Below are 15474 nucleotides of genomic sequence, written 5' to 3'. Positions count from 1 at the left end.
TTTAACGATCTAAGAAGTCTTTTAATCTTTTTGAACGTGAAGGATGTTTTAATTTACGAAGTGCCTTAGCTTCGATTTGACGAATTCTTTCCCGGGTTACACTAAATTCTTTCCCTACTTCTTCAAGCGTTCTAGTTCTTCCATCATCTAAACCAAATCTTAAGCGTAATACTTTTTCTTCACGATCAGTTAATTCTAATAAGACTTCATTCAATTCATCTTTTAGAAGTTCATTAGCAGCATAATCATCTGGCGACATTGCACCTTCATCTTCGATAAAATCTCCTAAATGAGAATCATCTTCTTCACCTATTGGTGTTTCCAAAGATACTGGTTCTAAAGAAATTTTTTGTATTTCACGAACTTTTTCTGGTGTCATTCCATCCATTTTTTCAGCAATTTCTTCGGCACTAGGCTCACGCCCTAATTCTTGAATCAATTGACGCTGAATTCTTGTCAATTTATTAATTGTTTCTACCATATGTACAGGAATACGAATTGTTCTAGCTTGGTCAGCAATAGCTCTTGTAATAGCTTGACGAATCCACCATGTTGCATAAGTTGAAAATTTAAATCCCTTAGTATAATCAAATTTCTCGACTGCTTTGATTAAACCCATGTTACCTTCTTGAATCAAATCTAAAAATAACATTCCTCTTCCAACATATCTTTTAGCAATCGATACAACTAAACGTAAGTTAGCAGCAGCGAGTTCCTTTTTTGCATCTTCATCTCCTTCTAAAATCTTTTTAGCAAGGTCTATCTCCTCATCATGAGTAAGCAGTTCAACGCGTCCAATCTCTTTTAAATACATTTTAACTGGATCATTGATCTTGACATTACTTCCTAATTGATTTTGATCTAATTCCGCATCAGCATCAGCAACTTGATACATATGAATCGTATCACCTGTCATCATATCGAAATCACCAGCAAAATCTAAATCTGGAGTATCACCATCTAATCCTAAATCATCATCTAGTCCTAAATCATCATCTAATTCAGCAGGTACACCAGCTAATAATACTTCGTCTTCTACATCTAAATCATCTAATCCATCATCAGAAATAACAATATCATTATTTCCAATAAATTCTAATAGTTCCTCTGCAAGATCATCATTTAAATCATATGTAGATAAATAATTATCAATTTGATCTTGTGTTAATACACCATCTTCTTTTTTAGCATCATTTAAAACAATTTGCTTTAAATCATCAAATGATACTGCAGTTACATTTTTCTTTTTTTTCATATATTACTCCTTGTCTTTTAATGCTATGATTTCTTTTAATATTTGCGCCTTTTGTTTAGGATCAAAAGTATCTGCCAATGCTTTTGTTAATTCTTCTTTTTTTACCATTACAGTTTTTTCTTTAATTGTTTCAATATAATCATCAATGGCTTTAGTATCTTTTAACTTAGGTAATCCTAATTGCGATATCTCAATTATATTTTGAACCAAGTTTTCATCTTCAATACTACTGATTAAATCAGCAACCTCTAATACAACTTCTTGACGATAATAATCAATAATATAAGAAGCAATGATTCGATAAATATCATTAAACATAAAACCTGCTTTTGCCTCATACATCATTGCGACATTTTTATCATTCATCATATAGTATAATAAATCACGTTCCGCTCTTATATATTTATCCAATAATCGCTGATTTTGAAATTTTGGTATTTTAGGTGGCTCTGCTGTCTCAATTCTTACAGCTGTATTTTGATTAATTAACTGGTCAATAATGTTTCTTGAAAAACCTGATTTTTTTTCTAATTGCTGGATATAATGATCTTGATCAATAATATCATCTAATCTACTGATTTCTCTGGCAATTGTTTCTAAATAAGATTTACGATCTTCATAATTATCCATGTTTGTCATTTCATAATAATAATTCATCTTAAAATCTAATGAAGATAATGGCCTTTTTATTACAGCGTTTAATTCTTCTATACCACGCTTATCCAAAATTTCATCAGGATCCAAATTATCTGGTAAATCAACTACCTTAACGATGAAACCAGCACTCAATAATATATCAATGCTTTTAATTGTAGCATTTCTCCCAGCCTGATCACCATCTAAACATAAATATACGGTTTTACTTAAACGTTTTAATAAATTTAAATGCCCATGTGTCAAGGCGGTTCCCATAATTGCTACTGCATTTTTTATTCCAGCCTTGTATAATGCAATAACATCCATAAATCCTTCAGTAATAATGATATAACCCGCTTGTCGTGCTTCTTCGCCAACGCGGTGATAATTATATAAAGTATCACCCTTAATAAAAATTGATGACTCGGGCGAATTCATATACTTAGATTCATTTTGGCTTTGTTTATAGATTCGACCGCTAAACCCAACGACACGACCACTAGCATCATGTAGTGGAAACATGATCCTGTCTGTAAAACGATCATATCCATTTGAAGCTTCAATAATCAAACCAGACTCAAACATTGAAACCTTATTAAAATTCATTTTTTCAAACGCCTTTAATAGTACATGATTATTAGGGGCGTATCCAATTTCAAAGGTTTCAATAATTTCATCCGTAATTTTACGATTATTTAAATATTCTTTAGCTTGAATCGCTAACTTAGTATTCAAGTAATGATTATAAATTTTATTGGCTTCATCATGCATACGATACAGTGGTTCTAACTTTTGATCGACCGGCTTAACTCGACTCTCTAAATTATATTTACTTATATCAACGTTACCAATATTAGCAACCATCTTGACGGCTTCAATATATGGTATTTTCAAATAATCCTTTAAAAAAGTAAAAACATTTCCCCCATGATGACAGACAAAACACATAAATATTTGTCGTTCTGGTGAAATTGACATCGATGGATGGCTGTCATCATGGAAAGGACATATCGCTACATAATTACGGCCTTTTTTTTCTAAGGGAAGATACGTGCCAATGACATCAACAATATCAACACTTTGCCTAATTTCATTAATTTTCTCTGATGATAGTCTCGGCATTAATGTTCCTCCTTATTAGAATGTGATCTTTTTACTAATATAATCAACTAATTGATTAATTGGTAAACGAATTTGTTCCATTGTGTCACGGTCACGTACAGTTACTGTCTCGTCTTCCATTGTATCAAAATCAACAGTTACACAGTAAGGTGTTCCAATTGCATCTTGACGTCGATAACGTTTTCCAATTTGTCCAGCAACATCATATTCACAATTAAAATATTTTGCTAACTGACCATAAATTTCAGTTGCTTTATCACTTTGTTTTTTGGTTAATGGCAAGATAGCAACTTTAAACGGTGCCACACTTGGATGTAATTTCATTACAACTCTAGTTTCACCATCTTCTAAAATTTCTTCCTCATAACTATCACAAAGTACTGATAAGAAAAGACGATCAGCACCTACCGAAGGTTCAATAACATAAGGAATATATTTTTCATTAGTTGTTGGATCTAAATATTCTAAAGATTTTTTAGAATGATTTTGATGTTGGGTTAAATCGTAATTAGTTCGATCAGCAATTCCCCATAATTCACCCCAACCAAATGGGAAATTATATTCAACATCACAAGTGGCTTTAGAATAGAAGGAAAGTTCCTCTTTTTCATGATCTCTAAATCTTAAATTTTCTTCTTTTAATCCTAAATCAAATAAAAACTTTTGACAATATGATTTCCAATAATCAAACCACTCTAAATCAGTATCTGGTTTACAGAAAAATTCTAATTCCATTTGTTCAAATTCACGCATTCTAAAAATGAAGTTTCCTGGTGTAATTTCATTTCTAAAAGCTTTCCCGATTTGACCAATTCCAAATGGCACTTTTTTACGTGATGTTCTTTGAATGTTTTTAAAGTTAACAAAGATACCTTGAGCTGTTTCTGGTCTTAAATAAACCACATCTTTTGCATCTTCGACTACACCCATTTGAGTTTCGAACATTAATTTGAATTGTCTTACATCAGTGAAGTTGCTTTTCCCACAATTAGGACAAACAATATTGTGATCCTTGATATATTTTACTGTCTCTTCACTAGACCATCCTTCACTATGAACACTCGGATCATAAGCTTCGATTAATTTATCCGCACGATGACGGGTCTTACATTCCTTACAATCAATCAAAGGGTCAGAGAATCCACCAACATGTCCACTCGCTTCCCATACCCGCGGATTCATAAAAATAGCTGAATCTAATCCTACATTATATGGTGATTCTTGAATAAAACGTTTCCACCACAATTGTTTAATATTGTTTTTCATTTCAACACCTAAAGGACCATAATCCCATGTGTTTGCTAAGCCATCATAGATTTCAGAACCCTGATATACAAATCCTGAAGTTTTTGCATGACTTACTAATTTATCCATATCTTTGCTTGCCATAATTTACTCCTTATATTCATGTTATTTTAGATATATAAACAATGAATGACTTGAACACAGTCAAGTCAAATAAAGGCAATAATTTGTTTAATATCTATTTTTTCGTGCACATATAAAATACCCTTATAGTAGTTATTTGTCAACCAACTATAAGGGTATCAAACAAAGGTTCGCTGATTCAACCAATCAAGTACATCTTTATACACTTCAAGACGCTGTTGATCGTGTAATAAATCATGATGACTACGATCATAGAGCGATAAAGTAATATCTTTAACTCCTTGATGACTAAGCGCTTCATATAACCATTTAGGCCCTACGCCAAATTTGCCAAAAGGATCCTTAGCACCAGAAATTATCAAAACTGATAAATATTCAGGTATTTTTTTTATGTTTTGGATAGTAGAAACTTTTTTTATTAAGCCAAACACTTCTTCATAAGCGTTATTAGTATATGTAAAATCAGTAAACGGATCTTGCTGGTACTGTTCTAACTCTCGAGCATCACCAGTAACATAAGTTGCATTTTTAGTACGAGAAATTAATTGATTGATAACATTTTTACGAACCGTTTTGGAACGATGCATATGTCCTTTAAGCATTGCATCCCCCTTAATAATTAGTTTTCCAATCAATGCAAAATGAGGTTTGCCACAGGTTCCCATTAATATAGCACCTTGGATAAAGTCCCCATATTGTGCCATATATTGTCGTAATACTAATGAACCAAGTTGATTGCCAATCATAAAATATGGTAAATCTGGATACCGAGATGCCATAATATTTCGCAAGCGATGCATATCTTCAACTAATGTCTTTGTTGCATCACCAATCCCAAAATAACCCTGCTCATAATTATATAATGAAGTCCCATGACCCGGAAAATCACTAACAACGACAACAAAACCATCGTGAGCTAAATATTCAGCAAACCGTTCATAGCGCCCTGAATGCTCTCCCATTGCATGATGAATCTGGATAATAGCCTTATAGCGAATCATTACAGTCGGTAAATATATATCAAAATTGACATGTGTTGCCGTTGCTGATGTAAATTTTTCACTATATTTCATAGCTAATTTCTCCTTTTCTTTTGATAGTTATTTTTAGCCTGATAAGAGCGCTGATTATTATTGCGACGAGGTCGAATTAAACAATTCTTCCCAAACCCAATTAAATCTTTTCGGTTTGCCTGCACTAAAGCTTCATACACTAAATCATAATTCTTTGGATTACGATATTGTATCAATGCCCTTTGCATTGCTTTCTCTTTTGCCGTCTTTGGAACGTATACTTCAGACATATCACGAGGATCTAAACCAGTATAATACATTGTCGTAGATAAAGTTCCAGGAGTCGGATAAAAATCTTGAACCTGTTCTGGCTGATGATGAATATCCCGTAAATATTCTGCTAATTCAATCGCATCATCAAGTGTACACCCAGGATGTGATGACATTAGATACGGAACTAAAAATTGTTTTTTGTTGTATTCTTCATTTAATTGATAATATTTATCAACAAATTTCTCATATAGTCCTCTCCGAGGTTTTCCCATCTTATCTAATACCTGATCACTAATATGTTCCGGAGCTACTTTTAACTGACCACTAATATGATTTTGAACTAACTCCTTAAAAAAAGTATCATCTTTATCATACATTAGATAATCATATCTAATTCCTGAACGAACAAAAACCTTTTTTACGTTTGGTAATACTCTTAGTTTCCTCAATAATTCTAAATAATCCTGATGACTTACTTCTAGATTATTACAAGCTTTAGGCCATAAACACTGTTTAGTCGGACATGCACCATGTTTATTTTGCTTCGAACAAGCAGGCCCTCTAAAGTTTGCAGTAGGTCCTCCAACATCATGAATATATCCTTTAAATTCAGGATCCCAAACCATTTTGCTAGCTTCACTAATAATTGATTCATGCGAACGCGCTTGAACAATTCTTCCCTGATGAAAAGCCAATGCACAAAAGTTACAAGAACCAAAGCATCCTCGATTACTAATTAAAGAAAACTTAACCTCATCAATTGCAGGAACATGCTGCTTATAACTAGGATGACTATCACGGTTATAATCATATGAATAAGCACGATCAAACTCTCTTTGCTTCAACGGACGATTAGGCCTATTTTGAACAACATACCATCCTTGATACGGTTCTACTAAAGTTTTTGCATTAAAATGATCAGTATTTAAATACTGAATATGAAAAGATTTTGCATAAGCTTTTTTATTATTACAAATTTCCTCATAGCTTGGCAACATAACTGGCTCGTGAGCATCATCGAGATTTTTCGTTTTAAAAACAGTTCCATCTAAATAAGTTAAATATTTTATTTCCAAGCCGTTATCAAGTGCTTCAGCTACTTCAATAATGCTATTTTCACCCATTCCATACAATAATAAATCTGCATTAGCATCAATAATTATCGATTTACGTACTTTGTTGTCCCAATAATCATAATGTCCTAAACGTCTTAAACTAGCCTCAATCCCACCAATAATAATATTAGCATCTTTATAAGCTTGGCGTGCCATTTGACTATACACGATTACAGCGCGATCTGGTCTTTTAAAGCCTTCACTTCCGGGTGTATATAAATCTTTATGACGACGTTTTTTAGCTACTGTATAATGATTAACCATTGAGTCAATATTTCCTGATGAAATCAAAAAACCTAATCGTGGTTTGCCAAATTGTCTAAATTCTTCAACATTATGCCAATCCGGCTGTGCTAAAAAACATACTTTAAACCCGTGACTCTCTAAAGTTCGGCAAATTATTGCTGCACCAAATGAAGGATGATCAACATAAGCATCCCCACATATATATACAAAATCTGGTTGTTGCCAACCCCTTGCTTCCATTTCTTCTCGATTTATTGGTAAAAATTCACTCATGATCATTCCTCTTTCTTTATTTACATATTATATACACAATTTTACAAAAAATAAATAAAATCGACAAAAGTTGATAAAGTTTTGTCGATTATTTCTATAGATTATTGAATTGACGAATAAACTTACGACTTTGAAACGTAATCCCCGTAAATTCATCAATATAAGCCTCCATAATAGGCATCAATTCATCGATTATATTTTCTTCTAGATGAAGCATATCAATATTTTCTAATTGCCATTTATTAATATAGCGAAAACCTTTTAAAACATCAACTGTTAATTTTTGATCATACATTCCAATACATTCTTGACAGACAAATCCACCACTATGAATTGAAACTCCAGAAATATGATCAAGGCGCCCACAACTGACACATTGATCAACTTCTAAACTTGAACCTGTTTTTTCCATAATAAAGGCATTAAATAATAAATAGACCAATTTAGGATTATATCCGGTCTGTAATGAACGTAATGCTAATAACAGCGTATTATATATAGTCTCATCAGGATCATTATCCTTAGTAAATTTATAAACAAACTCACAAAAATAACTTGCATAAGCTTCTAATTCAATATCCTCTTTAATATAGCGAAAATATTCAACTGGAGCGCCTTTGATCAAATTTGATAAACCACTTCTAGGAATAAAAGTAAATTCTGACAAAGTGATAGTTTGACAAGAAGGGGCATTTTTACTTTTTAACTTCTTTACCCCTTTCGCTATTAATGCCAATTTGCCATAATCATGAGTATAGATCCATAGCAGCATATCATTTTCTTTATAAGGCTTATTTTTTAAAACTAGTCCAGTAATATTTTCTTCACCATTAATAATCATCTTCGTTATATCCAAATTCTTTTAAATATTTTTGTTTGTTGCGCCAATTATTTTCAACCTTAACAAACAACTCTAAATGAACTGGTACTTGTAAAAAACGTTTCATCTCGCGTTGAGCATTCTGGCGAATCTTTTTGATCATCGTCCCTTGTTTACCTACAATAATTCCCTTCTGACTTTTACGATCACAAACAATTGTTGCAATAATTTCTACACCCGCTTCATCTTCCAGCATTCTTTCTATCACAATTGCAACACTATGTGGTACTTCTTCTTTAGTAAAATAAAGAATTTTTTCACGAATAAATTCAGCCATTACAAAACGCTCTGGGTGATCTGTTAAATGATCTTGAGGATAATACATATTCCCTTCTGGCAAATATGCTTTTACCGTTTTAAGTAATAAATCAATATTATCATTAGTAGTTGCACTAATTGGAATAATTTCTTTAAAATCAAATAATTCCTGCCACTCCTGTAATTTTTTAATCAGCTCTTCTTTTGAAACAGTATCAATTTTACTTAATACTAAAAACACCGGCCCATCGGCTTCCTTTAAGCGCTCAATAATAAATTTATCTCCACGTCCAATTTTTTCATTAGCCGGTGCTAAAAATAAAACTAGGTCAACGCCAAAAATGCTATTTAAAGCGGTTGTATTCATAAATGTTCCCAAACGATCTTGCGGTTTATGAATACCTGGTGTATCCATAAAAATTATTTGGGCTTCATCATCGGTATGAATTCCTTGAATTGTATTTCTAGTTGTTTGAGCAACATCAGACATGATAGCTAATTTTGTCTCTAAAATACTATTTAATAGTGTCGATTTTCCAACATTAGGACGACCAACGATACTTACAAATCCTGATTTGAACATGTTAAACTTTCTCCTATAAATGCCCGCGGCAATAATTCTTTCATTGTTGTTATTTCATAACTTTCACGATTAGCCAAAATCACTGGACAATCTTGTGGTAATAGTTCCATCAATACTTGGCGACATGCTCCACATGGTGAAACAATCTCATCACTACCTGCCACAATTGCCAGCTGTTTGATATCAGCTTTACCATAGCCATTGCTATACGCACCATAAACAGCATTACGTTCTGCGCACATAGTTGAACCAAACGCTGCATTTTCAATATTAGTCCCTAAAAAGTAATTTCCATCTCTCATCTCAATACATGCCCCTACTTTGAATTTTGAGTATGGACTATAAGAATTTTTCGCTGCTTCAAAAGCCTTTTCAATTATTGTTTTTACATCCATAAAACCACTTCTACTCAACTTAAATCATGATATTGAGTATTTATCCTTTCTAAGTCTATAAATTAGCAATAAACTACTTATCGTCTTGTGATATTTAAAGCATCTAAAATTGATTTTTGCATTGCAATCATCTGTATTTCGTCTTCTTCTATCATGTGATCAAACCCTAAAAGATGTAATAATCCATGGGTAAATAAAAAACACATTTCACGCTTTAAATCATGACCATATTCTTCAGCTTGGACTTTAGCATGATCAACAGAAATAAAAATATCTCCGATACTTCTTGGCATCCCTGGGACATAAAACTGCTCATTATCTTCTAATGCAAAACTAATTACATCTGTGGCCCGATCTATTTTACGATATTCTTTATTTATTTCGTGAATTTTAGAATCATCTACCAAGATGCATGATAATTCTAAATCTTCTTCAATTCCCAATTGTTTTGCAGCTTCATTGATTATTGAACGATAATCATCAGTATAATCTTCATTAAAACCAGCTGCTTCATTTATCAATGCAAAATCGATTTCCATACAATTACCTCATTTACTTATATATTTTTCCATCTCTAATTATAGCACAGTCAAATAATTCATTCACTAATTTTGTTTGATGCGCTACGATTATCATAATCGTATTTGGCAAATTATCATGTATGTAGCTTATAATTTTCTTAGCTTTATAATCATCTATATTGCACAATGCTTCATCCAAAATAAGAACTTCTGGTTTTTTTATGATAGCTCTGATAAGCATTACTATCTGGGCTTGACCTGACGATAAAGGCTGACCATCTGTTTCAATAATCAAATCAAGACGGTCAAGATAGTAATTTAACCCAAATATCTTTAACAATTTTTCCATCAGTTCCTCCTCTTTACTATTCAAAATCAAGTTAAATCGCAATGATTCATGATAAAAAACAGGTTTTCGATCTAAATAAATAATCTTTCGATACAAAGAATTAGTATCAATATTCATTAAATCGATCCCATTAATATAAATATGCCCCTTTAATAACTCATCATACTTCATCAGTAATTTAAGTAAGGTTGATTTTCCCACCCCAGTATCACCTTTTAACCATAATGAACGTTCAATCTGAAGATCCAAATGTTGAAGAATCGGCTTACTATAACCGTAACTATAGCTAATATGATCAAAACTAATCTTACTGATTCGCCCCCTTATTTTTTGCTTTTTTTCACTTCTATTAGGAATAATCTCTTTATAACGCTCATATAAAATTAAAATTTCATCTTTCTTAATAATAAAAGCAATAACATTAAACATTGGTTCAATCATATACGATACCAGCATATAGAAAAAGATAATATCACCAACACTAATACTTCCTTTTTTATAATGAAAACTAGCCAATAATACAACGCCAAAAGATAATAATTGAATTAATGTTTCACTAATAAAATTCAACTTATTTAATTCACTGTCCCGTTGATAAAGGCTATAATTATATTCCTCAAATAAATAATTAAGCTTTTCTTTAATAAATTTTTTCAAAAAAAACTGATGGCTATTATAAATATTTTTCAAATACTCAAGATGTCCTTGATTCATTATTTCTTGGTTTACAACAATTTGTTTATTTAAACCATTAACTATTTTAAGCCATTTAATTGTAACGATAGTAATAATACTTAAAAAAGCTATTACAACCAAAGCTAAATTCATTGAAAATAGTATTAAGGCACTTAACAAACCAATAATTAAAATTAAATCAACAAATAGAGCCATATAAAAATGAATAAAAAAATCACTTAGCTGAAACAAATTTTGAACTTTTGTAAGAAGAACTCCTTCTTGATTTCGATAATAATAACTAAAGGGAAGATACAGCATATTTACGACACTTTTATTTACATATTCTTGATTTAAATATCGCTGAATTTCTATTTCCAATTGTTTCCTTTGAAAATTGATCATGATTCTAATCCCACTTATTATCATAAAAACACCTGTAAAAATTAAAATCATAATATAATTCATCCCATTGATTTGATCTACTAACCCTTGGAAATAATATGATCCTAAAACACTACAGCAAGAAATCAAAATAGCTTTAGCAACAAGTCTGATAATATAACAGTAATTATTTTTTAAATGAAGTATTATGAAACTAATAAAACTTTGTTCCTGATGTCGACTAGAAACTCTGTATCTTCCAACATGATGAATGCAGATACAAATTCCTGTATAATCTTTTTCAATCGACTCTTTTGTTCTTTTGGTTAACCCATGGGCAGGATCACCAATTAATAAGTATTTTTTTGTTGCCCGATATAACACCACATAATGTGTTAGTTCACCATTTAAAAGATGAATTATACAAGGTGATTTTGTCTCCTTTAGTAATGTATTTAAATCACTTTGATAAGCTTTAGCATCTAAATGATACGATTCAAAACATTTGATTATTCCATAAACACTAATTCCCTCATTAGTCACTTTACAACGTTCTTTGATTTCTTTGATTTCAATATCTAAATGATAATATTTTAAAATCATTTTAATGCAGTATGCTCCACAACTATAATTATTATCTTGTTTGTATATTGGGTATTTAAACATAATAAAAAACCTCCTATTATCATTTACTAACTAAGGAGGAAAATTACTTCTTTTTTATTGAAGTTTTAAGATATCTTCATCATCTATATGCATTTTTGCTACTGCACTCGCTGCATAACTATAATCTATACTAACTCGTTCATATTTATCCTGGGCTAAAAAATCCTTCTTAATGCGATTAATCGCTTTTACTACTCCATTTTCATCACAATCAAGCAAAATCAAAAATTGTTTCATACTATATTTACAAACAATATCACCTAATCTTAATGAATTTAAAATAACTTTTTCTAAAATATTGGATGTTTCTTCTAAAACAAGATTATAAATTTCTAAATTATTTTTAATATAATTTTTAGGTGTAATAGTCAATACTGCTAACGTCTTTTTAGTTCTATTACGAATTGATTTTCGTGCTTCCAAACGATATGACTTTTTAAAAAAATCATAATCGCAACTATATGCACCTCTCGTCTTTGTTTCAATCAAGTCATCTTGAATAGAAAAAATATTTCTTTCTTCAGCATTATTGACATTATAATTTAAATAATACTTCATTTTCCTAATCGTTGCATTTCCCAAATCATCTTTTAAAGCGGAAGTGACTTTATTATAGTGTTCTTTAGCTAAAGTTATCTTATCTTGTTTAACTAATGCAAGAACTAAAATAGCATTAATGTTCTCATCAAGATAATTATCAGCTAAATTTTTCATACAAATTTCTTCAATAATTCCATACTCTTCCTTTTTTAAATAAAATTCAATCAAGAATCGTGATACATTTAAAAATTGTGAGTTCAAAAAACCTCTAATAATCGATAACTTTTCCACATTTTCTATCATTGGCAAAAATTCACCACTATATCGATAATAAGCTTTCATATAATATTTAGCTCTTATTTCCTCATCATGAATCTCATTTCGTCCTAAACGATGATACAAGGTAAAGTCATCTACATCAAAAATCATCTCTATTTCAGGATTCCAATAATATGTTCCTTGTGAAGATAAAATATAATCATACTCACCTAAATTATTTTTTAAAATGGTTCTCAAACGATAAATCAAAGCCTTTAACGCATTAGCTGGATTATTTGATTCACCTGAAGCAAACATTAATTCTTGTAAATCATTAGAACTTAATTTACGACGATGATGATAAATAATATAAGCTAATAATTTAGCCAACTTGGGTGAATTAATTATATTAAAATCTAGCCAATGATCTTCATCCAATTTAATCACATAGGCATTAAAAAAATCAACCTTAAGTTTCACTAAATCACCCCCACTAATAATATTATAATTAATAATTTCTAAAATTATCAAAATTAACATAAATAACATAATTTTATTATTTATTTTTTAACCCGCAAACTCTTCTTAACATTATAACAATCACCCTAATATATGTCCATTAAATTAAACTATGTTTCTTAGTAATAATTAAATGTAAAAAGCAATCCAATTAAGAATTGCTTTTACTAAGGATAGGAATGATCAAATTATTTATGCCTGTTGAGCCTTTTTCTTTTTGATTACAAAAGCAATGATTCCAGCGATTATTGCAACAGTTGCAAAACCTCCACCGATTACATAAGCAGTATTATTACTAGTTGACTTATCACCCTTTGCCAATGGTGTTTCATTTTCATCAACTACTTCAGTTTGTGGTTCCTCATATGGAACGATTTGTCCATCTTGATCTACTGTTGTAACTGTTCCATCTGGATTAGTAATCATTGGATTACCAGTTCCACCATCGATTGTAAAATTAGTTCCTCCTGGAGTAGTAGCAGCCAAATCCGTCCCAGTTTCACCAGGAATAAATTCTATTTCATTTTGTGTATCATTAACATCACGATAAACCATTACATAGTTTCTTCTTGTTGAATAAAAATCATGTGAATAACTAGTTGCTTGTCCGCTCATTAATACATACGTTGTTCCATTAGCCTCATATTGTGCAGGAACTTCAATATTTAGTTCTTGACCAACATTGGCTTCTAATTTAGTTGTGTATAATGTATCTTCTCCTACATATGTGTTTGAAACATTCATATATGTTACAGATACTTCATATTTATCAACTTCTAAACCTTTTTCATTAAAATAAACATTGTATTCTGTAGTTTCCTCACCAAATTTATGAGTAATTGTACTTTCTTGATTTGGACTTAAAACATAAGTCTTACCATCAATTTCAACAGTTGTGTCAACTTCAATTGTTTTTGTTTTTCCAGGATCAATTGTATATTGATGAATTTGTAAATCTTCTCCAGTTGCTAAATCAACATAATTTACTTGAATTGGTTGTGGTGTATTTTCATCAGTAATAACTTGTTTATATTCTACTTGGTATGTTTTTGTTGCATCACCAAAAGTATGAGTGATTTTAGCTCCATCAACTACCTCGTATTGTTTTCCACCCTTCATAAATGTTTTAGATGGTGTATGATCAACAGTCTTATCTTTTTCTACTAACAATTTTTTCGTTAAAATTGCACTACCAGTAGCCTTATCTACATATTGAATATAGATATTATATGGCTTACTAGCTACATCATCTTGAACTTGATAGCGAACAATTGATCTCATTTGACCTTGTGCATAAGTTTGACTTACTGTTGCTTTTTGCCCAGCAATTCTTTTATAAGTTCTACCATTGATTGTTGAAACGAACGTTTCTGGTGTATTAACAGAACCACCATTAGCTTCTGTTACTTGATAAGAAAGTATCTTATGCTCAACACCATCTTGATCAATCAAAGCAACTGTACTAGTATATGGTGTTTGTGCTCTTTTTGTATACTTAAAATCAATTGAACGTGTTCCATAAGGAACAGATATATAGTTATTACCATTAATATCATAAACACTGCTTCCAAGTGTGATCGTACTTGGTGCAGTATAGGTTCCATTATTGTTATAAGTACAAGTTACTGTTTTAGCACTCATTAATTCTGTCCCATCAACTGTACTAAATGTTACATTAATATAGTATTGATTTAAACTAGCAATTTCTTGAACGGCCGCAGCATCTTGTGCTAATACTGTCAAATGTGAACTACCATTTACAGCAGGTACTTCAATTCGCTTAGTTTCACCTCTTGCAATACTAACACCGTTAGTCTCACCTGTTCCAGTTGCCTCCCATGCAAATGTAGTTGCTTCTCCATTGTTTTTTACTGTGAAAACTCTAGTATCAGGATTGTTAGAAACAGCTGTCCCTAACATTAAATTTGAAGCAGCTTCAGCATTGATCATCACTCCTGTAACTGGCATAACAATCATCGCTAGAACCACTAATAATCTGAATAATTTCTTTTTCATAGGTCATTCCCCCTTTAAATCTTTCAATCCATTTCCTTTTTACACACTTATAATAGCATTCGAGTATCACACTCTTATCACAAAAAACAATAAAATTAGCAAATAGTC

The 15474-nt window shown here is 31.2% G+C and carries 12 protein-coding genes; all 12 read right to left on the bottom strand.

Going from position 1 to position 15474, the window contains the following annotated elements; genetic code table 11:
• Position 1 precedes the first annotated feature (1 nt).
• The 12 genes from rpoD to KSU54_RS03440 all read right to left on the bottom strand — a co-directional run bounded on the left by rpoD (position 2) and on the right by KSU54_RS03440 (position 15366).
• Positions 2–1255 (bottom strand): RNA polymerase sigma factor RpoD, encoded by a 1254-nt coding sequence (gene rpoD / locus KSU54_RS03495; protein WP_003536408.1) that lies wholly within the window; start codon positions 1253–1255, stop codon positions 2–4.
• 3 nt (positions 1256–1258) lie between these two features.
• Entirely contained in the window at positions 1259–3013 is a 1755-nt protein-coding gene (gene dnaG, locus KSU54_RS03490) for a DNA primase (protein WP_003536407.1), read from the bottom strand.
• 15 nt (positions 3014–3028) lie between these two features.
• The gene (locus KSU54_RS03485) at positions 3029–4402 is read right to left on the bottom strand and encodes a glycine--tRNA ligase (protein WP_003536405.1); all 1374 of its coding nucleotides are present in this window, start codon (positions 4400–4402) and stop codon (positions 3029–3031) included.
• A 158-nt stretch (positions 4403–4560) separates the two neighbouring features.
• Entirely contained in the window at positions 4561–5475 is a 915-nt protein-coding gene (locus KSU54_RS03480) for an alpha/beta fold hydrolase (RefSeq protein WP_003536403.1), read from the bottom strand.
• 2 nt (positions 5476–5477) lie between these two features.
• On the bottom strand, positions 5478–7322 hold the full coding sequence (locus tag KSU54_RS03475) for a YgiQ family radical SAM protein (protein ID WP_003536395.1): 1845 nt from the start codon (positions 7320–7322) through the stop codon (positions 5478–5480).
• Between the two features lie 94 nt (positions 7323–7416).
• On the bottom strand, positions 7417–8163 hold the full coding sequence (recO, locus tag KSU54_RS03470; RefSeq protein WP_003536393.1) for a DNA repair protein RecO: 747 nt from the start codon (positions 8161–8163) through the stop codon (positions 7417–7419).
• A complete protein-coding gene (gene era, locus KSU54_RS03465) occupies positions 8153–9043 on the bottom strand; it encodes a GTPase Era (RefSeq protein ID WP_003536391.1) in 891 nt (296 codons plus the stop codon). The genes recO and era overlap by 11 nt, the downstream gene beginning before the upstream one ends.
• Positions 9022–9438 carry a cytidine deaminase gene (gene cdd, locus KSU54_RS03460; RefSeq protein WP_003536389.1) on the bottom strand — a complete coding sequence of 139 codons (417 nt, stop codon included), beginning with the start codon at positions 9436–9438 and terminating at the stop codon, positions 9022–9024. Before cdd ends, era begins: the two co-directional genes overlap by 22 nt.
• A 77-nt stretch (positions 9439–9515) precedes the next feature.
• The gene (gene ybeY, locus KSU54_RS03455; RefSeq protein ID WP_003536388.1) at positions 9516–9977 is read right to left on the bottom strand and encodes an rRNA maturation RNase YbeY; all 462 of its coding nucleotides are present in this window, start codon (positions 9975–9977) and stop codon (positions 9516–9518) included.
• Positions 9978–9990: 13 nt separating this feature from the next.
• Entirely contained in the window at positions 9991–12033 is a 2043-nt protein-coding gene (locus tag KSU54_RS03450) for a cysteine peptidase family C39 domain-containing protein (RefSeq protein WP_003536385.1), read from the bottom strand.
• A gap of 54 nt (positions 12034–12087) precedes the next feature.
• On the bottom strand, positions 12088–13311 hold the full coding sequence (locus KSU54_RS03445) for an AfsR/SARP family transcriptional regulator (RefSeq protein WP_226814467.1): 1224 nt from the start codon (positions 13309–13311) through the stop codon (positions 12088–12090).
• Between the two features lie 231 nt (positions 13312–13542).
• Positions 13543–15366 (bottom strand): hypothetical protein, encoded by a 1824-nt coding sequence (locus tag KSU54_RS03440; RefSeq protein WP_003536381.1) that lies wholly within the window; start codon positions 15364–15366, stop codon positions 13543–13545.
• Positions 15367–15474 lie beyond the last annotated feature (108 nt).

It is taken from the genome of Erysipelatoclostridium sp. MSK.23.31 (genome assembly GCF_019125875.1).
Taxonomy (GTDB): Bacteria; Bacillota_I; Bacilli_A; order Erysipelotrichales; family Coprobacillaceae; genus Thomasclavelia; species Thomasclavelia ramosa.
The sequence above is the reverse complement of the archived record's forward strand: the minus strand, read 5'-3'. Positions and strand labels throughout refer to the sequence as shown.

What these genes read in the sequence shown, in the direction of transcription:
- recO (WP_003536393.1), bottom strand. Translation starts at nt 8,163, where the DNA reads ATGATTATTAATGGTGAAGAAAATATTACTGGACTAGTTTTAAAAAAT.
- KSU54_RS03480 (WP_003536403.1), bottom strand. Translation starts at nt 5,475, where the DNA reads ATGAAATATAGTGAAAAATTTACATCAGCAACGGCAACACATGTCAAT.
- KSU54_RS03475 (WP_003536395.1), bottom strand. Translation starts at nt 7,322, where the DNA reads ATGAGTGAATTTTTACCAATAAATCGAGAAGAAATGGAAGCAAGGGGT.
- ybeY (WP_003536388.1), bottom strand. Translation starts at nt 9,977, where the DNA reads ATGGAAATCGATTTTGCATTGATAAATGAAGCAGCTGGTTTTAATGAA.
- KSU54_RS03450 (WP_003536385.1), bottom strand. Translation starts at nt 12,033, where the DNA reads ATGTTTAAATACCCAATATACAAACAAGATAATAATTATAGTTGTGGA.
- era (WP_003536391.1), bottom strand. Translation starts at nt 9,043, where the DNA reads ATGTTCAAATCAGGATTTGTAAGTATCGTTGGTCGTCCTAATGTTGGA.
- dnaG (WP_003536407.1), bottom strand. Translation starts at nt 3,013, where the DNA reads ATGCCGAGACTATCATCAGAGAAAATTAATGAAATTAGGCAAAGTGTT.
- rpoD (WP_003536408.1), bottom strand. Translation starts at nt 1,255, where the DNA reads ATGAAAAAAAAGAAAAATGTAACTGCAGTATCATTTGATGATTTAAAG.
- KSU54_RS03485 (WP_003536405.1), bottom strand. Translation starts at nt 4,402, where the DNA reads ATGGCAAGCAAAGATATGGATAAATTAGTAAGTCATGCAAAAACTTCA.
- KSU54_RS03440 (WP_003536381.1), bottom strand. Translation starts at nt 15,366, where the DNA reads ATGAAAAAGAAATTATTCAGATTATTAGTGGTTCTAGCGATGATTGTT.
- cdd (WP_003536389.1), bottom strand. Translation starts at nt 9,438, where the DNA reads ATGGATGTAAAAACAATAATTGAAAAGGCTTTTGAAGCAGCGAAAAAT.